The organism is Kribbella sp. NPDC043289, from assembly GCF_056436705.1.
On sequence record NZ_JBWKCB010000001.1, the window covers coordinates 2466669 to 2486623 of the forward strand.

A 19955-nucleotide genomic window follows, 5' to 3' on the forward strand; every position below is an offset into this window, starting at 1 on the left:
CTCCCGGAGGTCGCTGATGACCGAAACTCTGCCCGCGCCGACCAACCTGCGCCGGACCCTACGCACCACCGCCCGCCTGACCGCGTTCACCGGCGGCCCGTTGTTCTGGCTCGGGACACTGCTGCATCCGGCCCGCGACGGCTGGAGCATCGCGGCGGCCGGCGAGCGGTACGGGCTCACCCACGACATCCAGGCCCTCGGGCTCGGCCTGCAGGTCGTCTGCCTCGCCAGCATGATTGCGCTCGGCAACCAGCTGACGCGACGCGGCGACCTGCGCTCCTGGTACGCCGCTCTGGCCGGAACGCTGTTCTGGTTCGCGCTGATCATCTTCGACGGATCACACAACCCGGTTCGAGCCGAGTACGCGCCGAGCCTGGTGCACGAGCCGGCCGACCTCGACACACCGGCCGCGCTGATCGTGTTCCCGGCGCTGCTGATCTTTCCCCTCGGCTATGTCTGGCTCGCCCGGACGCTGAGCCGCCACGGGCTGCGAGTGGCCGGCGTACTGCTCGGCGTCGGCGCCGTCGCCTACACCCTGGGCGGTCTGTTCATCTTCACGTCCGGCCCGCGCTTCGGCCTGATCCAGCTCTTCGAGGTCGCCGGCGCGACGCTGTACGCGGTCGGCTACTTCCTGATCGGCCGCCGGGCATGACGGCACTCGAGATCCTCCAGGAGCTGATGTCCCCGGTCGGCCGCGCCGACCCGTTCCCGCTGTACGCCGCAGCGCACCGGCTCGGCCCCGTGCTGCCGATCGCCGACGACGCCTATCTGGTCGTGGGGTACGACGCCGTCGACGACGTACTGCGCAGCCCGACCTTCGAGATCCCGTCAGAGCCTTCGACCCGGCCCGCACTGGACCTGATGCAGCGATCGATCCTCCGGACCAATCCTCCCGACCACCGACGAATGCGGTCATTGATCTCCCAGGTGTTCACCCCTCGCCGAGTAGCCGCGCTGAGGCCCGCCGTCGAAGCGGCGGTCGACGACCTGCTCGACGGTCTCCCAGTCGAGGCCGATTTCATGGACCGGTTCGCGTTCCAGCTCCCGGTCACGGTCATCTGCGAACTGCTCGGTGTCCCGGCGTGCGACCGCCATCGCTTCCGGCCGCTCGCGTCCGACCTCACCGCGGCGCTCGAGCTCACCGACACCGCGGATGCCTCCGCTGACGCGGCCGCGCGCGAGTTGGGTGAGTACTTCGCCGACCGCATTCGCGATCCCGCTGCCGACGGTTTGGTGGGTGCTCTGGTCGCCGCTCGGGACGCGGGCGACGAGCGGCTCTCCGACGAGGAGTTGCTCGCCAACCTGATCCTGCTCCTGGTCGCCGGCTTCGAGACCACCACCGACCTACTCGGCAACGGGCTCGCGATCCTGCTCGACCAACCGGATCGACTGACCGATCCCGCAGCGTTCGTCGAGGAGGTACTGCGCTACGACTCGCCCGTACAGGTCACGACCCGCGTCGCGCGTGCCGGCCGAACGGTCGCGGACACAACGATCCCGGCGGGCAGCAATCTCGTCCTGCTGCTCGGCGCCGCCAACCGCGACCCGGCGCGGTTTCCGCACCCCGACCGCTTCGACGCGGGGCGAGCGGACAACAAGCCATTGAGCTTCGGCGCCGGGGCCCACATCTGCCTCGGCAACAGCCTCGCCCGACTCGAGGCCACCATCGCGTTCCCCCGGTTGCTCGCCCGCTTCCCCACCATCACCCCAACAGGCCAACCCACCCGCCGCGACCGGCTCGTCCTACGCGGCTACCAGACCCTGCCGATCAGCCTTGCCGACCGACAGAGTGCAGCGTGATCAGCCGTTGAAGGCGGTGGTGTCTTCTTCGAAGGGGCCCATGACGGTGAGGGCGGGGGTGCCGGCGTAGAGCTCGGTGGCGAGGTGGGTGACGTCGTCGAGGGTGACCGAGTCGATGCGGTGCAGGATCTCGTCGACGGTGGGGAGTTCGCCGTAGACGAGTTCGGCCTTGGCGATCCGGGTCATCTTGGCGCCGGTGTCCTCCAGGCCCATCACGACCGAGCCACGCATCTGGCCCTTGCCGCGGAGCAGTTCCTCCGGCGTGATGTTGCCGTTGGCAATCGCTTCGAGTTCGCCGCGGATCACGTCCAGGACCTCGGGCGCCTTCTTCGGCAGACAGCCGGCGTACACCCCGACCATCCCGGAGTCGGCGTACGCCGAGCCGAAGGTGAACACCGAGTACGCCAGGCCGCGCTTCTCCCGCACCTCCTGGAAGAGCCGCGACGACATCCCGCCACCGACGATCCCGTGCAGTACGCCGGCCACATACCGCCGGTCGTCGTTCCGGATCAGCCCGGGCATCCCGAGCACCAGGTGCGCCTGCTCGACATCACGGTGGTGGACCCGCACCCCGCCGTACGTCGGAACGCGCTTGGCCGCACTGCTGCGGACCAGCGCGGGCTCGGCCTCGGTCGTGACCCAGTGCCGCTCGAACGCCTTGCGGACCAGGCGGACCATCTCGGTGTGGTCGACGTTGCCGGCCACCGAGACGACGATGCTCGAGGGCTTGTAGCGGCGCCGGTACCAGCCGACGACCTGCTGGCGGGACAGTCCGGCGACCGATTCCGGCGTACCGGTGATCGAGCGGCCGAGCGGTGACCGGCCCCAGAGTTGCTCGGCGAACAGGTCGTGGATGTGGTCCGACGTCTCGTCGGCGTGCATCGCGATCTCTTCGTCGATGACGTCGCGCTCACTCTCCACGTCGGTGTTCGTCAACGTGGCGGAGGTGATCATGTCGCAGATGACGTCGACCGCGAGCGGGAGGTCGGAGTCCAGCACCCGCGCGTAGTAGCAGGTGTACTCCTTGCCAGTGAACGCGTTCATCTCGCCGCCGACCGCGTCGATCGCGGCGGAGATCTCCAGCGCGTCGCGGCGCTCGGTGCCCTTGAACAGCAGGTGTTCGAGGAAGTGCGTGGCGCCGGCCAGCTGCTCCGGTTCGTCCCGGGAGCCGACGCCGACCCAGACGCCCAACGTGACCGATCGGAAGCCTGGGACGGATTGGGACAGCACACGAAGCCCGGAGGGCAGGACGGTCCGTTTGACCGGACCGCCCGCCTCCGGGCTCAGCAGTGTGCTGGTGATCGCACGAGTCACTCGGCGGCGGACTCGTCCTTCTTGGCCTCGTCACCCTCGATGACCGGGATCAGCGAGAGCTTGCCGCGGTCGTCGATCTCGGCGATCTCGACCTGCAGCTTCTGGCCGACCGACAGCACGTCCTCGACGGCCTCGACGCGCTTGCCACCGGCGAGCGGACGCAGCTTCGAGATGTGCAGCAGACCGTCCTTGCCCGGCAGCAGGCTGATGAACGCACCGAAGTTGGTCGTCTTCACGACCGTGCCCAGGTAGCGCTCGCCCTTCTCCGGCATGGTCGGGTTCGCGATCGCGTTGATCGCGGCCCGGGCGGCCTCGGCCGACGGACCGTCGGTCGCGCCGATGTACACCGTGCCGTCGTCCTCGATCGAGATGTCGGCGCCGGTGTCCTCGGTGATCTGGTTGATCATCTTGCCCTTCGGGCCGATGACCTCGCCGATCTTGTCGACCGGGACCTTCACCGAGATGACCCGCGGAGCGAACTCGCTCATCTCACCCGGCGCGTCGATGGCCTTGGCCATCACGTCCAGGATCGTCAGGCGCGCGTCCTTGGCCTGGGTCAGCGCACCCGCGAGCACGCTCGCCGGGATGCCGTCCAGCTTGGTGTCCAGCTGCAGGGCGGTGACGAAGTCCTTCGTACCGGCGACCTTGAAGTCCATGTCGCCGAACGCGTCCTCCGCGCCCAGGATGTCGGTCAGCGCGACGTACTGCGTCTCGCCGTCGACCTCACCGGAGATCAGGCCCATCGCGATACCGGCCACCGGCGCCTTCAGCGGCACACCGGCCGACAGCAGCGACAGCGTCGAGGCGCAGACCGAACCCATCGAGGTGGAACCGTTGGACCCGAGCGCCTCGGACACCTGACGCAGCGCGTACGGGAAGTCCTCGCGCGACGGCAGCACCGGCACCAGGGCCCGCTCGGCCAGCGCGCCGTGACCGATCTCGCGGCGCTTCGGCGAACCCACCCGGCCGGTCTCACCGGTCGAGTAGGGCGGGAAGTTGTAGTTGTGCATGTAGCGCTTGCGCGTCTCCGGGGAGAGCGTGTCCAGCTGCTGCTCCATCCGCAGCATGTTCAGCGTGGTGACACCCATGATCTGGGTCTCGCCGCGCTCGAACAGCGCCGAACCGTGCACCCGCGGGAGCACCCGCACCTGGGCCTTGAGCGGCCGGATGTCGGCCAGGCCGCGGCCGTCCATGCGGACCTTCTCGGTCAGCACGCGCTGCCGGACGAGCTTCTTGGTCAGCGAGCGGAAGGCTGCGGACAGCTCCTTCTCACGGCCCTCGAAGTCGGCGGCCAGCTTCTCCACCGTGGCGGCCTTGACCGCATCGGTGGCGTCCTCGCGCTCGTGCTTGCCGGCGATGGTCAGCGCCTGTGCGAGCTCCTCGCTCGCGGAGGCCTCGACCGCGGCGAACGCGTCGTCGGCGTAGTCCGGGAAGACCGGGAACTCACCGGTCGGCTTCGCGGCCCGGCGAGCCAGGTCGGCCTGCGCCTCGACCAGCGTCTTGATGAACGCCTTGGAGGCCTCGAGGCCCTCGGCCACGATCTCCTCGGTCGGCGCCTGCGCGCCACCGGCGACCTTGTCGAAGGTGGTCGGCGTGGACTCCGCCTCGACCATCATGATCGCGACGTCACCGGTCTCGGTGACCCGGCCCGCGACCACCATGTCGAAGACCGCGTCCTCGAGCTCGGTGTGGGTCGGGAACGCCACCCACTGGCCCTCGATCAGCGCGACGCGGACGCCGCCGATCGGGCCGGAGAACGGCAGGCCGGCGAGCTGGGTCGACATCGAGGCCGCGTTGATCGCGAGCACGTCGTACAGCTTGTCCGGGTTCAGCGCCAGGACGGTGATGACGACCTGGATCTCGTTGCGCAGGCCGGACACGAACGACGGCCGCAGCGGGCGGTCGATCAGCCGGCAGGTCAGGATGGCCTCTTCCGAGGGCCGGCCCTCGCGGCGGAAGAACGAGCCCGGGATGCGCCCGGCGGCGTACATCCGCTCCTCGACGTCGACCGTCAGCGGGAAGAAGTCGAACTGGTCCTTGGGCTTCTTGCTGGCCGTGGTGGCCGAGAGCACCATCGTGTCGCCGTCGAGGTACGCCGCGGCGGAGCCGGCGGCCTGCTGGGCCAGACGGCCCGTCTCGAAGCGGATGGTGCGAGTACCGAAGCTGCCGTTGTCGATGACGGCTTCAGCGAATTCGGCGCCCTCCATGGGCGCGCTTGTGGATCCCGACACGGGATACCCCTCTCTAGCAGTGTGACGACTGCGAGGCGCGAGCTTCCGGGGTGCCGGTCTTCGATCGAGGCCCGCGGGTGTCTGCAGTGCTACCTGTCACCCGAAAGCCACTACCGAGGACCGGTCGTCCTCCCGCCACGCGCTTCGCGTCGCCTCGTACGTCTCTCTACGTATTCAGTTGTGGATTCCCACGCTACTGGTGCGTGGATACGCCAGGAGCGGCCACCCAGGTTTCGGGGGCCGCTCCTCGCGACGTCATCGGCGGAGGCCGAGCCGCTCGATCAGGGACCGGTAGCGGTTGATGTCCTTCTTCGCCAGGTAGTTCAGCAGCCGGCGGCGCTGACCGACGAGGAGCAGCAGGCCACGACGGCTGTGGTGGTCGTGCTTGTGCTCCTTGAGGTGCTCGGTCAGGTGGCTGATCCGGTGGGTCAGCAGCGCGACCTGGACCTCGGGGGACCCGGTGTCGCCCTCGGTCAGGGCGTACTCGCCCATGATCTTCTTCTTCGTAGCAGCGTCAACAGCTGACACAGGTGTCCTCTCGATTTCCGTTGCGCGGCGCACCGGGGCTTCTTCACCCGAGCACTCTCTGTCCGCGGCCGTTCAGACGGCAGCAGCCAGCGTATCAGTCCGTGGACGCGTCACCCTAATCAGCTGCACGAGGGGTGAGGATGCGGCGCGCGCCGTCGACGTCGGCCTTCATCTGCACCAGCAACTCGTCGATGCTGTCGAACCGGATCTGGGTGCCCCGCAGCCGCGCGACGAAGTCGACCGCCACCGTGGCGCCGTACAACTCGAGGTCGTCGCGGTCGAGCACGTACGACTCCACCCGGCGGTCCACGCCGTCGAAGGTCGGGTTGCTGCCGACACTGATCGCGGCCGGCAACGGATCCGGGTACGCCGGAGCGCCCGGCGCCGGGGTGAATACGGTCAGCCACCCGGCGTACACGCCGTCCTGCGGGACCGCGGCGCCCGGGTCGGCCGGCAGGTTGGCGGTCGGGTACCCGAGCTCGCGGCCGCGCTTGTCCCCCTCGACGACCACGCCGGTCACCCGCAGCGGCCGGCCGAGCGCCTCCGCGGCGGCCTCGACGTCACCGTCGGCGAGCCGCTGCCGCACGTACGTCGACGACCACGGCTGCTCGTCACCGGCCAGGCTCAGACCCTCGACCTGGAAGCCGTACTGCGTGCCCGCCTCGACGAGCGTGTCGACGTGCCCGGCCGCCTTGTGGCCGAAGCGGAAGTTCTCGCCGACGACGATCGCCTTCGCATGCAGCGCGTTCACCAGGACGCGCTCGATGAACTCCTCCGGCGACCAGCCCGACACCTCTTTGGTGAACGGGAGGATCAGTACGGCGTCCGCGCCGTGCGCGCCGAGCAGCTCGGCACGGTGCTCGGGATCGCTGAGCATCAGCGGCGCGTGATCCGGCCGCAGGACCCGCATCGGGTGCGGGTCGAAGGTCAGTGCGACGACCGGGAGGCCGCCCAGCTCGGCCGCCCGCGCGCGGGCGTGCGCGAGCACCTGCTGGTGACCGCGGTGGACGCCGTCGAAATTGCCGATGGTGACGACCGTCGGCCCGAAATCGGGGCTCACCTGGTCCACTCCGTGCCAGACACGCATGGCAGCAGGATTCCATGTCCCAGCGGTGATCCGTGCAGCAGGTCCATGATCACCCCTTGTAATCACGAGGTGACTCAACTTAGTCTGGGCCGCGCATCTGGTCAGTCTGGGGAGGTCCAGTGAAGCTACACCGTCTTGTCGCCGTCTGCGCGACGCTCGCGCTGCTGGTCGGCATGCCTGCCGCCAACGCCGCGGCCACCCCGCGATTCACGAAGTACGTGGCACTCGGCGACTCCTACACGGCCGCCCCGTTCGTCCCGCTGCCAGACGTCCTGTCGCTCGGCTGCTTCCGGTCGTACAACAACTACCCGAAGCAGCTCGCGGCGAAGTTGCACGTCCGGCACCTCACCGACGTGAGCTGCGGCGGCGCCGACACCACGAACATGACGCAGCCGCAGAGCACCCTGCTCGGTACGGCGGCTCCGCAGTTCGACGCGCTGACGCCGGACACCGACCTCGTGACGGTCGGGATCGGCGGCAACGACTTCGGGGTGTTCGGCAGCATCATCGACACCTGCCCGAAGCTGCGCGCCTCGGACCCGACCGGCGCACCGTGCAAGGCGCACTTCACGGTCAACGGCGAGGACACACTGCGCGCGAAGATCGCGCAGACCCAGACCCGGATCGCGGTCGTCGTCCAGGGCATCAAGGCCCGGTCGCCGAAGGCCGAGATCCTGCTGCTCGGCTACCCGAAGATCGCGCCCGAGCACGGCACCTGCCCCTCGGTCCTGCCGTTTGCCGACGGCGACTACACCTACTTGTACTCGATCGAGGAAGCGCTGAACGCGGCCGTCTCCAACGCGGCGGCCGCCGGCGGAGCGAAGTACGTCGACACCTTCGGGCCGTCGACCGGGCACGACGCCTGCGCACCGGACGGGCAGGCGTGGATCCAGGGCAAGGACGTGGACCTGCTCCGCGCCTTCAACTTCCACCCGCGCTACGAGGGCGAAGCCGGGATGACCGCCCTCAGCTACAAGACGTTGACCGGCCAGCCGGCCGTCATCACGGCGGCCGAGCAGGCCGCCTGGACCTCCCAGGCGCGGGCGCTCGCAAAGCAGGCCGCCGCGTCACCCCAACAGGCCTATGTGGCCTCCCTGAACCGCATACGGACCAGCGCGCAACGCTGACCCTTTCCAATCCGTACTGCGGACTCCGGGCCGGGCCACCTCACGCGTGGCTCGGCCCGGTGGTTTCTTCCAGCACCTCGGTCAACGCCTGCCCGAGCGGCAGGTTCACCCGGTACGTCGCGTACGGATCGCCGCGGGTCAGACCCTGGTTGATGATCAGCACCGGCGTACCGGCCTTCGCGGCGTACCGGACGAAGCGGAAGCCGGACATCACGGTCAACGACGATCCGAGCACCAGGACCGCGCTGGCCTCGTCGACCAGCGAGTAGCAGCGCTCGACGCGGCTCTTCGGGACGTTCTCGCCGAAGTACACGACGTCGGGCTTGAGGATGCCGCCGCAGACGGTGCACGGGACGACGACGAACGTGCGGACGACGTCGTCCGGGAGCTCGACGTCGCCGTCCGGGTTGATCCTCGTTGCCTCGGCGGCGAACGTCTGGTTGGCGTCGCGGAGCCGTTGGTCGAGGGTCTCCCGCGCCGACGTCGTACCGCAGTCCAGGCAGATGACGCGGTCCAGGTTGCCGTGCAGCTCGATCACGTCGCGGGCGCCGGCGGCCTGGTGCAGGCCGTCGACGTTCTGGGTGATCACCCCGCTCAGGTGGCCGCGGGCCTGTAAGGCGGCGACGGCGCGGTGGCCCTCGTTCGGGTCCGCGCGGGCGATCGTGCGCCAGCCGAGGTGGCTGCGCGCCCAGTACCGCTGACGACCCGTCTCGCTGGCCACGAAGTCGCCGTACGTCATCGGGGTGTGGGTACGCAGGCTGCCGGTCTCACCGCGGTAGTCCGGGATGCCGGACTCGGTGGAGATCCCGGCACCACTCAGTACGACGACCTTCCCAGCGGCGAGCGTTTCCGCGACCGGGCCGATATCGGTCGACCCCGGCGCCAACGCCAGTACCTCGGGCCCCGGGGCCCATTCCAACGTCGGACGAGAACGCACCTCCCCAGAGTACGTGCGGGCTCGAATACGTGCGGGCTCGAGTACGTGCGGGGTCAGGCGACTCGCGGTGGGCCTGCAGCGAGGCGGCGTTCGGCGTTCTGCCGGGCGACGGTCAGTCAGCGGCTGATGGCGGCGGTCACCAGCGGCTTTGTGGAAAGAAAGGATCAGCCGGCGCGACATTGTTTCCACAAAGGCGGCGGGGCCTGGGGCGAGGCATGGGCGGGAGGACCCCGGCCGGTCGTCGTTCGTCCGCGAGCAGCGAAATGAGGGTGCCAACCCACCGTTTGAGGGGTCCGCCCCTCGAACGCGGTCAGGCGACGAAAACGGCGGTGGGTTTGGCGAGCGGGCCGTGAGGTTCGTACAGGGCGAGGAACGTGCCGTCTGGGGCGAACATGGCGGTCTGGCCGGGCTCGAGGTTCAGGCCGGACAGCGGACGGCCGGTCCGGATGGCGGCCGCCTGCGCGTCGTCGGCGTCGTACCGCGGGAAGGTGCCCCCGGCAACGTCCGCGATCGGGAGCCAGTCGAACGACTCCGCCAACCCCTCCAGTGTGTGCGCGACCTTGAGATCGAACGCCCCCACCCGGGTACGCCGGAGCGCCGTCAGGTGACCGCCGACGCCGAGCTCGGCGCCCAGGTCGCGTGCCAGGGCGCGGATGTACGTCCCGCTCGAACAGTCGACGGTGACATCCACCGAGATCCCCTCGGCATCGGCCCGGACGTCGAGGATGTCGTACCGCGACACCGTCACCGCGCGGGCCTTCAGCGCGACTTCTTCGCCCGCGCGCACGCGTTCGTACGCGCGCTTCCCGTCGACCTTGATCGCCGACACCTTGGACGGCACCTGCGAGATCTCGCCGCGGAAGCCGGCGACCGCGGTCGAGATCGCCTCCGCGGTGACCCCGTCGACCGGCGCGGTCGACACGATCTCGCCCTCGGCGTCGTCGGTCGTCGTCGTCGCGCCGAGCCGGATCGTCGCGTCGTACGACTTGTCGGCGAGCTGGAGATGGCCGAGCAGTCGCGTCGCCCGGTTCAGACCGACGACCAGGACACCCGTCGCCATCGGGTCCAGCGTCCCGGCGTGCCCGACCTTGCGGGTCCCGGCCAGTCTGCGGATCCGGGCGACGACGGTGTGCGAGGTCATTCCGTCCGGCTTGTCGACGACGACGATCCCGTCGGACGTCGAGGTGAAGTCAGAGCTCAACGCAGTACTCAGTCCTGCTCGTCCTCGTCGTCCTTGTGCTTGTACGGGTCCGCGTCACCGGCCGGCTTCGCTCCCGACGCGCTCTTGGCCACCTCGGCATCGGCGATCCGCGCCTTCTCCAGCAGCTCCTCGATGTGACCGGCGGTCTCCGGTACGGCGTCCAGGAAGAACTCGACGCTCGGCGTGTGCCGCAGGCCGAGCGCCTTGCCGACCTCGCTGCGGATCAGGCCCTTCGCCGACTCCAGCGCCGCGGCGGTGTTCGCCCGCTCCTGCTCGTCGCCGTACACCGTGTAGAAGACGCTGGCCTCGCGCAGGTCGCCGGTCAGCCGGGCGTCCGTCACCGTGACGAATCCCAGCCGCGGGTCCTTGACCCGGCGCTCGAGCAGCTCCGCGACGAGCACCTGGATCCGATCGGCCAGCTGCTTCGCCCTTGCTTCACCCATCAGGGCTCACTCCCTCATTCATGAACAACGTCCGGAGAGACCGCAGTCTCTCCGGACGCTACTCCTGGTGACCCGGGGCCGGGTCACCGCCTACTTATCAGCTGCGCGGCTTCTCGCGGAGCTCGAACGCCTCGACGACGTCGCCGATCTTGATGTCGTTGAAGTTGTTGATGGTCAGACCACACTCGAAGCCCTCGCGGACCTCGGACGCGTCGTCCTTGAACCTCTTCAGCGACGACAACTCGGTGTTGTCGACGACGACAGCGCCGTCCCGGATCAACCGGACCTTCGCGTTCCGCTTCAGCAGGCCACTGGTCACCCAGCAACCGGCGATGTTGCCCACCTTCGAGGAGCGGAAGATCTCCCGGATCTCGGCCTGGCCGAGGGTGACCTCCTCGTAGATCGGCTTCAGCATGCCCTTCAGGGCGGCCTCGATGTCGTCGATCGCCGAGTAGATGACCGAGTAGTACCGGACATCCACGCCCTCGCGCTCGGCCAGGTCTCCGGCCTTGCCCGCCGGCCGCACGTTGAAGCCGATGATGACGGCGTTCGACGCGATGGCCAGGTTGACGTCGTTCTCGTTGATCGCACCGACCCCGCGGTCGATGATCCGCAGGTTGACCTCGTCGCCGACCTCGATCCGGACCAAGGCGTCTTCCAGTGCCTCGACCGAACCGGACACGTCGCCCTTGAGGATCAGCAGCAGCTCCTGGCTCTCGCCCTTCTCCATCGAGGCCATGAAGTCCTCGAGGGTACGGCGGGCGCGACGCTTCGCGTTGGCCGCCGCACGAGCGCGGGCTTCCCGCTTCTCGGCGATCTGCCGTGCTCGCCGGTCGTCGTCGACGACCAGGAACTTGTCACCGGCACCCGGTACCGCGGTCAGACCGAGGACCAGGACCGGACGCGACGGAGTCGCCTCCTCGACGGGGTCGCCGTGCTCGTCGAGCATGGCCCGGACCCGGCCGTACGCCGGACCGACCACCATCGAGTCGCCGACCCGCAGCGTTCCGCGCTGCACCAGCACGGTCGCCACCGGACCACGGCCCTTGTCGAGGTTCGCCTCGATTGCGATGCCCTCGGCGTGCATCTTCGGGTTCGCCCGCAGATCCAGCGCCGCGTCCGCGGTCAGCACGACGCCCTCGAGCAGGCCTTCGATGTTGATCCGGGACTTCGCCGAGACGTCGACGAACATCGTGTCGCCGCCGTACTCCTCGGGCACCAGGCCGTACTCGGTCAGCTGACCGCGCACCTTGGTCGGGTCCGCCGCCGGGACGTCGATCTTGTTGACCGCGACCACGATCGGGACACCCGCCGCACGGGCGTGGTTCAGCGCCTCGATCGTCTGCGGCATCACGCCGTCGTCGGCCGCGACCACCAGGATCACGATGTCGGTGGCCTGCGCACCACGGGCACGCATGGCGGTGAACGCCTCGTGACCCGGGGTGTCGACGAAGGTGATCGCCCGCTCCTGGCCGTCGACCTCGGTGGTCACCTGGTACGCACCGATGTGCTGGGTGATACCGCCGGCTTCCTTGGCCTGGACGTTCGCCATCCGGATCGCGTCCAGCAGCTTCGTCTTACCGTGGTCGACGTGACCCATGACGGTCACCACCGGCGGCCGCGGAGCCAGGTCGCTCTCGTCGCCCTCGTCGTTGCCGAAGTCGATGTCGAACGACTGCAGCAGCTCGCGGTCCTCGTCCTCCGGCGAAACGATCTGGACGTCGTAGTTCAGCTCGGTCCCGAGCAGCTCGAGCGTCTCCTCGTTCACCGACTGGGTCGCGGTCACCATCTCACCGAGGTGGAACAGCACCTGGACCAGCGACGCCGGGTCGACTCCGACCTTCTCGGCGAAGTCCGTCAGCGAGGCGCCGCGCGGCAGCCGCACGACCTCGCCGTCACCGTGCTTGACGCGCACGCCGCCGACGGCCGGAGCCTGCATGTTGTCGAATTCCTGGCGCTTGGCCCGCTTCGACTTACGACCACGCCGGGCCGGACCGCCCGGACGCCCGAAGGCACCCTGCGTTCCGCCACGACCACGGTTGCCCGGACCCGGACGGCCACCGCCGCCACCGGGCGGGCCGCTCGGGCCGCCGCCACCGGGACGGAAGCCGCCACCGCCACCGCCGCCACCGCGCGGACCGGCACCCGGACCGCCGCCGGGACGGCCACGACCGCCACCGCCACCGCCACCGCCGCCAGGACCACCCGAGCCGCCACCGGGGCGACCGGTGAAGGTTCCGGCCGAGGACTTCGGCATCATCGCCGGGTTCGGACGCGGAGCGCCGGGCACACCGCCCGAACGCGGCCGGTCGCTACCGCCGGCGCCACCGCCCTGACGGTTCTGCGGCGGGCGCGGCGCCATCCCGGCCGGGCTCGGAGCCTGCCGGTCACGGTCACGATCGCCACCGCCACCGCCACCGCCCGGACCCGGACGGCCACCACGCTGCATGCCCTGGGTCGAGCTGAACGGGTTGTTGCCCGGACGCGGCGCACCCGGACGCGGACCGCCGCCACCCTGGGAACCACCCGGACGCGGAGCGCCGGGACGCGGGGCACCCGGACGGGGCGCACCCGGACGCGGGCCGGAGCCCTGACCACCAGGACCAGGACGGCCGCCGCCACCCTGCTGGGAACCACCCGGACGCGGAGCGCCCGGACGCGGACCCGGACGGGCCGAGCTGTCGCCACCGGTACGGCGCGGCGCGGGGGCCGGAGCCGACGAGGCCGGGGACTCGGGAGCCGCCTTCGCGGCCGGAGCCTCGAACGACGGCGTCGCCGGAGCCGGAGTCTCGGTCACCGGAGCCGCCGGGGCCGGAGCCTCGGCAGCCGCCGGAGCGGACTCCACCGGGGTGGGCTCCGGACGCGGACCCGGCTTCGGGCCCGGACGCGGACCCGGACGGGCGCCCGGAGCCGGAGCGGCCTTCGCCGGAGCCGGCGTCGACTCGGTCGCCGGAGCCGTCGCTGCCGGGGTCACCGGAGCGGCCGGAGCAGGCGCCGACTCGGCCACCGGGGCCCGGGTCGGCTCAGCGACCGGAGCGGGACGCTCGGCCGGAGCCTTCGGGGTCGCCGGCTGGGCCGGCTTCGGCGCCGCGGGCGCGACCGGTGCGGTCGCCTGCGGCGCGGCAGACGTGCTGGCAGCGGCCTTCTTGGCCGTGCGCTTCTTCGGCGGGTTCTTCTCGAACTCCTCCGCCAACCGCCGGACGACAGGTGCCTCGATTGTCGAGGATGCCGACCGGACGAACTCGCCCATGTCGTTCAGTCTGGTCAGAACGACCTTGCTGGTAACTCCGAGCTCCTTCGCGAGCTCGTAGACCCGGACCTTTGCCACTACTCTCCCTCTGGTCCGAGCCTGGGCGCGGACCGTTAGTTGACGTACGTGCTCATCGCTTTGCACTCATCGGTAGACACTCATCGAGTGGTCATGAGTCGATGGACCCGCCTTCAAGTCGTCACGACGGCACGGTCTGAACCGTCGTGGGCAGCCCGGAGACTGCCATTGGTGTTACTTCTTACTTATCACGCTGCGCGACGTAGTCCTGCAGCCCGGTCACGTCGAGCGGACCCGAGAGCCGGAAGGCCCGGGGGAACGCCTTGCGCCGGACGGCGAGATCGAAGCACTTGGTCGTCGGGTGCAGATGCGCCCCACGGCCAGGTGCCCGACGATCGGGATCCGGCAGTACGAGACCGCCAGAAACCGTCATCCGCAGCAGGTCAGCCGGACCGGATCGCTTCCGGCACCCGATGCAGGTGCGCTCCCGGGCCTGGTGAGATTGACTCAGTCCAGGGCGCGCGTCCGCCGTCACTGTCAGGTGATCCTCAGGGTGTGGTTGCGACTCAGTCGACCGACCGAGCACTCAGTCTACCTTCTCGCCATCCCGAGTCACATCGGTATCCGGCCGGATGTCGATCCGCCACCCGGTGAGGCGGGCGGCGAGGCGGGCGTTCTGCCCCTCCTTGCCGATCGCCAGCGAGAGCTGGTAGTCGGGGACGACGACCCGCGCGGCACGTGCCGCGGCGTCGACGACCTCCACCGACGTAACCTGCGCCGGGGACAGCGCATTCCCCACGAACGTTGCCGGATCGTCGCTGTGGTCGATGATGTCGATCTTCTCACCGTGCAGCTCGTGCATGATGTTCCGCACCCGCTGCCCCATCGGCCCGATGCAGGCGCCCTTGCCGTTCACCGACGGGTTCAGCGTCCGGACCGCGATCTTCGTACGGTGACCAGCCTCACGCGCGATCGCGGTGATCTCGACGGTGCCGTCGGCGATCTCCGGCACCTCCAGCGCGAACAGCTTCTTCACCAGGTTCGGGTGCGTCCGGCTGACGGTGATCTGCGGGCCCTTGAAGCCCTTGCGGACGCCGACGACGTACACCCGCAGCCGGGAACCGTGCTCGTACTTCTCCCCCGGCACCTGCTCGGGCGCCGGGAGCACGGCCTCGATCTTGCCGAGGTCGACCATCACCGAGCGCGGGTCGCGGCCCTGCTGGACGACACCGGAGACGATGTCGCCCTCCTTGCCCGAGAACTCGCCGTACCGGACCTCGTCCTCGGCGTCGCGGAGCCGCTGCAGGATGATCTGCTTCGCGGTGGTGGCGGCGATCCGGCCGAAGTCGGCGGGTGTGTCGTCGTACTCGCGCGCGACCGTGCCGTCCTCCGCGAGCTCGCGGGCGTAGACGGTCACGTGCCCGGTCTTGCGGTCCAGCTCGGCGCGGGCGTGCTGCTGGGCGCCCTCGGTGCGGTGGTACGCGACCAGCAGCGCCTGCTCGATCGCCTCGACGACCACGTCCAGGGAGATGTCTTTCTCCCGTTCCAGTGACCGCAGCACGGCCATGTCGATGTCCATGTCAGTTCTCCTCCACCGTGCCGTCGGCAGGTGTTTCTCCACCTAAAGAAGATGGCTCAGTGTCGTTGCCGGCAGCCCGGTTGAACTCGATCTGGACCTTGGCCTTGGCCACGTCGGCGTACGCGACGGTCCGCCGCTTGCCGTTCACGTCCAGCTCGGCCGCCTCGTCGGAGGCGGACTTGATGCGCCCGGTCACCTTCCCGCCGGCGGTCAGCGTCACCGCGACCAACCGGTCGGTGTTACGCCGCCAGTGCCGGGGCAGGGTGAGCGGCCGGTCCACGCCGGGGCTGGAGACCTCCAGCGTGTACGCGCCCTCGCCCATGATGTCGTCGACGTCGAGCGCCTTGGAGATGGCCCGGGTGACGTCGGCGACGTCGTCCAGGGTGATCCCGCCGTCGCGGTCGACCAGGACCCGCAGCAAACGGCGGCGGCCGGCCGGCGCGATGTCCGCGGCCTCCAGATCGCAGCCGAACTGCTCGACGATCGGCCGCAGGAAGTTCTCGAGGCTCGTGGTGTCCGTGTGGCCCGTGGGATTCGGCTTTCGGCTCACAGGTTGACCTGCCTCTCTCCAGTTGTGCACCCGTTCCATCCTTGGCGATCGCGCCAAGGGCAGTAGCCCACCCTATCCGGCCGCTGCGCCGTTCCGGGTCACCGGCTCGTCCCGGACCGGTTGTCGGCGCGTCACCAGGTATGGTTCCGCCGTGCCTGAACGCCGCCGATCGCTGACTCGACGTGCCGTCGTCGTGACCGCCGCCCTCGTGCCTGGCGCGTTCGCGCTGACCGGCTGCAAGGACGATCCCGCCGCGGGGTCCGGTACGCCGGGTGCCGGCAACGGAACGCCCTCGTCGTCGCAGGGTCCGGCCAAGGAGACGCCGACGGTCGACCCCGCGGTCGTCGCGGCGCTCAGTACGGCGGCGACCCAGGTGACTCAATTGTCCCAGTACTACGCAACCCTGAGCCGGAAGTTTCCCGCGCTGCGGGCCCAGCTCGCCGCCGGAGCGAAGTACCACGTGAGCCATCTCGCGAAGCTCAAGGAGACGCAGGGGGTGGCCGCGAAGGCGACCCAGCCGCCGAAGGTCCCCGCGTCGTCGGTGGCCGCGCTGGCGGCGCTCGCCCAGCAGGAGAAGCTCGCCGCGACCGCCCACGCGACAGCGGCCGGCAAGCTGTCCGGCGCCCCGGCCCGGCTGCTGGCGACGATCGCCGCCGCCGAGACCCAGCTCGGCTCCACCCTCGCACCCAAGAAGAAGAAGGCGGCGTCGTGAACCAGGTGGAAGCCCTGCAGGCCGCCCTGGCCGGTGAGCACGCCGCGCTGTACGGCGTCGGCGTGGCCGGCGGCAAGCTGAGCGGTGCCAGGTTCCGCGACGCCACCGACACGTTCGAGCAGCACCGCGACAACCGCGACCGGCTGAGCGCGCTGCTGGTCGCGGCCGGCGAGACCCCGGTCGCGGCCGAACCGGCGTACGACCTGCCGCAGGCCGTGACGAACACCGCGACCGCGACCGCGCTGGTGCTGCTGATCGAGCGCCGGATCGCCGCGGTGTACGGCGACCTCGTCGAGGCCGCCGAACAACCCGCGGTCCGGGCGTTCGCGGTCGACAGCCTGCTCGGATCCGCGACCGCCCAGCTCACCTGGGGTGGAGCGCCCGTGGCCTTCCCGGGCGCCTAGCTCACCAGCGGCTAGTTCACCGGCGGCGCCGCCACGGGCCCGTGATCGCGTAGGTGATCCCGGGGTTGTAGACGTTGAAGAACATCGTCCGGCCGTCCGCCGCGAAGCCGACGCCGGACAGTTCGCCGTACGACGGCTTGTCCGGCGTCCCGATGTTCACCCGGTTGCGGGCGAACTTGAACACCTCGCCGGCCGCGGTGGTGCCGAGGATGTGCTGCTCACCGAGCCCGTCCTCGCACATCATCAGACCGCCGTACGGCGACATCGTGATGTTGTCCGGGGCGTCGAACTCCGGGTCGTCGGAGCCGGGCTTCGGCCGGGTGAAGATCACCTCGAGGCGCAGCGTCCGCTTCCGCGGGTCGAGCTTCCAGACCTGACCGTCGTGATCCACCTTCGGCCCCAGTTCGGTCCGGGCGAACGACGAGACGAAGTACACACAGCGGTCCAGATCGCCCCACCAGCAGCCCTCGAGCTTGTAGCCGCCGGTGATCGGTTTGGCGTAGTCCTGCGCCCGGACCGACTCGGTCTTCGCGAGTGGATCCGGCACCGTCACCCACTGCACGTCGTGGAACTCGGCGCCGGCCTCCTGGACCACGGACAGGTCCGGCAGGCCCGGAATGTGCATGGCCTGGAGCTCGCCGCCGGCCCGCAGCGCACCCCAGCCACCGCGCGGACGATTCGGCAGGAACCGGTAGAACCCACCGAGCGGCGCGACGAAGGCGTCTTCGGTCTCGTAGACGATCCCGGTCCGCGGGTCGATCGCGACCGCTTCGTGCTGGAAGCGGCCCATCGCGGTCAGCGCGAACGGGTTCGCGTTGCGGCGGTCGTCGTACGGGTCGACCTCGAAGATGAAGCCGTGGTCCTTGGTGTAGCCGCTGTCGCCGGCCTTGAGTTCGGTCTCCTCGCAGGTCAGCCAGGTGCGCCACGGCGTGTGGCCGCCGGAGCAGTTGATCGCCGTACCGCCGAGGCTGACGAACTCCTTCGTGGTCGCGTTGTGCCGGTCGACCGCCAGCGTGCTGGTGCCGCCGGCGCCGCCCGGGTCGTAGGTGCGCTCGGCGGGGGCGACGACCTTGATCTTCGAGGTCGGGCTGCACTCGTGGTTACGGACCAGCCGGGTCCCGCCGTCGCGGTCCGGGAAGACGCCCATCCCGTCGAACCGGCTCGGTGTCTGCAGCCCGTCGGGCCGTACGGTGCCTTCGCGGGACAGGATCCGGTAGCTGAACCCGCGGGGCAGGTCGAGCATGCCGTCGGGGTCCTCGATCAGCGGCCCGTAGCCGATCGCCGGTCCCGACGTACCGAGGGCCGGCTGCGCGGTGTACAGCGCGTCGACCGACCCGGCCACGCTCACCGCGACACCGGCCGCTGCCGCACGACCGACGAACTGACGTCTGGACAGGGAACTGGACATGGCGCGGCCTCCTGGCTCGATGACAAGCAGTGGTGAGAAGTGAACGTACGGTAAACAATTCGCAAACAACAAGACCTTGGAGGGAGAAATTCACCACCGGCGCCGCGACGATCGTCCGACCTGAGGGAGGCCCGCGGCGCCCAGCCATGGTCAGGCTGGTGAGATGGACGCTGACCTCGGTTCGGGACTGACCAGCCTGTTCGTGGTCGCGTTGGTGGCGGCCGTGACACCGGTGCTGGTCGGCTTGCTGGGCCGGCTCCGGGTCCCTCAGGTCGTGCTGCTCCTGGTCGGCGGCGTGGTCGTCGGGCCGCACGGGCTCGGCCTGGCCGATCCGAGCGGCATCGCGCTGCTCTCGAACGTCGGCCTGGGGTTCCTGTTCCTGCTCGCCGGCTACGAGCTGGAGCTGGCGCTCTTCAAGCAGCGGTCCGGCAAACTCGCCGTGGCCGGGTGGCTGGTCTCGGTGGGGCTGGCCGGTGCCGTCGTCGGAGGACTCGCGGCGCTGGGCGTCGTGAAGGACTTCCTGCCGGTCGCGCTCGCTCTGACCACGACCGCCCTCGGAACGCTGTTGCCGATCCTGCGGGACAACGACATGCTGCGCGGGTCCTTCGGCTCCCACGTTCTCGCCGCGGGGGCGGTCGGCGAGTTCCTGCCCGTCGTGGCGATCGCGATCCTGCTCGGGTCCTACGGCCGGTTCGTCGGGCTCATCTCGCTGATCGGGATGGGCCTGTTCGCGCTGGTCCTGAGCGCGCTGCTGCCCCGCTTGGTTCGCGGTCGTCGAATCGCCCGGATCCTCTCGGAGGGCGAAGACGCGACGACGCAGGCAACGCTGCGGTGGACCATCGCCTTGTTGCTGCTGCTCCTCGTCGTCGCCAGCGACTTCGGGCTCGACGCGGTCCTCGGCGCTTTCGTCGCGGGCGTCGTCCTGCGTCGCTGGGCGCCCGGCAACGTCGAGGGGCTCGACCGCAAGCTCGATACGATCGGCTACGGCTTCTTCATCCCGATCTTCTTCGTCTCGTCGGGAATGGGGCTCGCCGTGGAGTCCATCGCCGAAGCCCCGGCGCGCTTGTTCCTGTTCTTCTTCCTGCTGCTGATCGTCCGCGGTCTGCCGACGCTGCTGGTGTATCGGACCGCACTGCCGTGGGCGCGACGGCTCGAGCTCGTCTTCATCGTGTCGACGGCGTTGCCGGTGCTCGTCGCCCTCACCACGATCGGGCGCGAGACCGGCAAGATGCTGCCCGAGAACGCCGCCGCGCTGGTCGGCGCGGGCGCCCTGTCGGTGCTGGTGTACCCCGCGATCGCCGTCGCCATCGACCGCCGGCAGCGGGCTCGCCGCAGTCGGTGACGCAAGCCGGCGGCCGTCGCACCG

Annotated in this window: 18 protein-coding genes; 6 read left to right on the forward strand and 12 right to left on the reverse strand. The window is 69.9% G+C overall.

The annotated features are described in order from the left end of the window. Positions 1 to 16 precede the first annotated feature (16 nt). Both AC0662_RS11685 and AC0662_RS11690 read left to right on the forward strand, forming a co-directional pair. Positions 17 to 652 carry a hypothetical protein gene (locus tag AC0662_RS11685; RefSeq protein WP_452194284.1) on the forward strand — a complete coding sequence of 212 codons (636 nt, stop codon included), beginning with the start codon at positions 17 to 19 and terminating at the stop codon, positions 650 to 652. After that, positions 649 to 1800, forward strand: a complete 1152-nt coding sequence (locus AC0662_RS11690; RefSeq protein ID WP_478300123.1) for a cytochrome P450 — start codon at positions 649 to 651, stop codon at positions 1798 to 1800. The genes AC0662_RS11685 and AC0662_RS11690 overlap by 4 nt, the downstream gene beginning before the upstream one ends. On the opposite strand, the gene AC0662_RS11695 is transcribed toward AC0662_RS11690, so the two are convergent. The 4 genes from AC0662_RS11695 to AC0662_RS11710 form a co-directional block, all read right to left on the reverse strand. Continuing rightward, the gene (locus tag AC0662_RS11695; protein WP_478300125.1) at positions 1801 to 3114 is read right to left on the reverse strand and encodes a M16 family metallopeptidase; all 1314 of its coding nucleotides are present in this window, start codon (positions 3112 to 3114) and stop codon (positions 1801 to 1803) included. Next, positions 3111 to 5321, reverse strand: a complete 2211-nt coding sequence (locus tag AC0662_RS11700) for a polyribonucleotide nucleotidyltransferase (protein ID WP_478300127.1) — start codon at positions 5319 to 5321, stop codon at positions 3111 to 3113. The genes AC0662_RS11695 and AC0662_RS11700 overlap by 4 nt, the downstream gene beginning before the upstream one ends. Before the next feature lie 279 nt (positions 5322 to 5600). Beyond that, complete coding sequence (gene rpsO / locus AC0662_RS11705; protein ID WP_171670133.1) at positions 5601 to 5873, reverse strand: 30S ribosomal protein S15; 273 nt, start codon at positions 5871 to 5873, stop codon at positions 5601 to 5603. A gap of 115 nt (positions 5874 to 5988) precedes the next feature. After that, on the reverse strand, positions 5989 to 6960 hold the full coding sequence (locus AC0662_RS11710) for a bifunctional riboflavin kinase/FAD synthetase (protein ID WP_478300129.1): 972 nt from the start codon (positions 6958 to 6960) through the stop codon (positions 5989 to 5991). A 119-nt stretch (positions 6961 to 7079) separates the two neighbouring features. Between AC0662_RS11710 and AC0662_RS11715 the strand changes: the two genes are divergently transcribed. After that, positions 7080 to 8087: an SGNH/GDSL hydrolase family protein gene (locus AC0662_RS11715; RefSeq protein ID WP_478300131.1), complete on the forward strand. Its 1008-nt coding sequence runs from the start codon at positions 7080 to 7082 to the stop codon at positions 8085 to 8087. Positions 8088 to 8127: 40 nt separating this feature from the next. Here AC0662_RS11715 and AC0662_RS11720 read toward each other — a convergent pair whose 3' ends face one another. The 7 genes from AC0662_RS11720 to rimP all read right to left on the reverse strand — a co-directional run bounded on the left by AC0662_RS11720 (position 8128) and on the right by rimP (position 16065). After that, on the reverse strand, positions 8128 to 9024 hold the full coding sequence (locus AC0662_RS11720) for an NAD-dependent protein deacetylase (protein ID WP_478300133.1): 897 nt from the start codon (positions 9022 to 9024) through the stop codon (positions 8128 to 8130). A gap of 310 nt (positions 9025 to 9334) precedes the next feature. Then, the gene (truB, locus tag AC0662_RS11725; protein ID WP_478300217.1) at positions 9335 to 10165 is read right to left on the reverse strand and encodes a tRNA pseudouridine(55) synthase TruB; all 831 of its coding nucleotides are present in this window, start codon (positions 10163 to 10165) and stop codon (positions 9335 to 9337) included. 68 nt (positions 10166 to 10233) lie between these two features. Then, a complete protein-coding gene (gene rbfA, locus AC0662_RS11730; protein ID WP_452194297.1) occupies positions 10234 to 10668 on the reverse strand; it encodes a 30S ribosome-binding factor RbfA in 435 nt (144 codons plus the stop codon). A gap of 97 nt (positions 10669 to 10765) precedes the next feature. Next, the gene (gene infB / locus AC0662_RS11735; RefSeq protein WP_478300135.1) at positions 10766 to 13996 is read right to left on the reverse strand and encodes a translation initiation factor IF-2; all 3231 of its coding nucleotides are present in this window, start codon (positions 13994 to 13996) and stop codon (positions 10766 to 10768) included. Between the two features lie 181 nt (positions 13997 to 14177). Beyond that, the gene (locus AC0662_RS11740; protein ID WP_478300137.1) at positions 14178 to 14522 is read right to left on the reverse strand and encodes a YlxR family protein; all 345 of its coding nucleotides are present in this window, start codon (positions 14520 to 14522) and stop codon (positions 14178 to 14180) included. Further along, positions 14523 to 15515 (reverse strand): transcription termination factor NusA, encoded by a 993-nt coding sequence (gene nusA / locus AC0662_RS11745; RefSeq protein WP_452194303.1) that lies wholly within the window; start codon positions 15513 to 15515, stop codon positions 14523 to 14525. A 1-nt stretch (position 15516) separates the two neighbouring features. Next, positions 15517 to 16065, reverse strand: coding sequence for a ribosome maturation factor RimP (gene rimP / locus AC0662_RS11750; protein ID WP_478300139.1), 549 nt, complete (start codon positions 16063 to 16065; stop codon positions 15517 to 15519). A gap of 151 nt (positions 16066 to 16216) precedes the next feature. Here rimP and AC0662_RS11755 point away from each other — a divergent pair, with 151 nt between their 5' ends. Next, positions 16217 to 16777 carry a cell division protein FtsK gene (locus AC0662_RS11755; protein ID WP_452194306.1) on the forward strand — a complete coding sequence of 187 codons (561 nt, stop codon included), beginning with the start codon at positions 16217 to 16219 and terminating at the stop codon, positions 16775 to 16777. Beyond that, positions 16774 to 17181, forward strand: a complete 408-nt coding sequence (locus AC0662_RS11760) for a ferritin-like domain-containing protein (RefSeq protein ID WP_452194308.1) — start codon at positions 16774 to 16776, stop codon at positions 17179 to 17181. The genes AC0662_RS11755 and AC0662_RS11760 overlap by 4 nt, the downstream gene beginning before the upstream one ends. A 16-nt stretch (positions 17182 to 17197) precedes the next feature. Here the strand turns inward: AC0662_RS11760 and AC0662_RS11765 are convergent, their stop codons facing one another. Continuing rightward, entirely contained in the window at positions 17198 to 18589 is a 1392-nt protein-coding gene (locus AC0662_RS11765; protein ID WP_478300141.1) for an alkaline phosphatase PhoX, read from the reverse strand. A gap of 163 nt (positions 18590 to 18752) precedes the next feature. On the opposite strand from AC0662_RS11765, the gene AC0662_RS11770 reads away from it, so the two are divergent. After that, entirely contained in the window at positions 18753 to 19931 is a 1179-nt protein-coding gene (locus AC0662_RS11770) for a cation:proton antiporter (RefSeq protein ID WP_452194312.1), read from the forward strand. Positions 19932 to 19955: the final 24 nt, after the last annotated feature.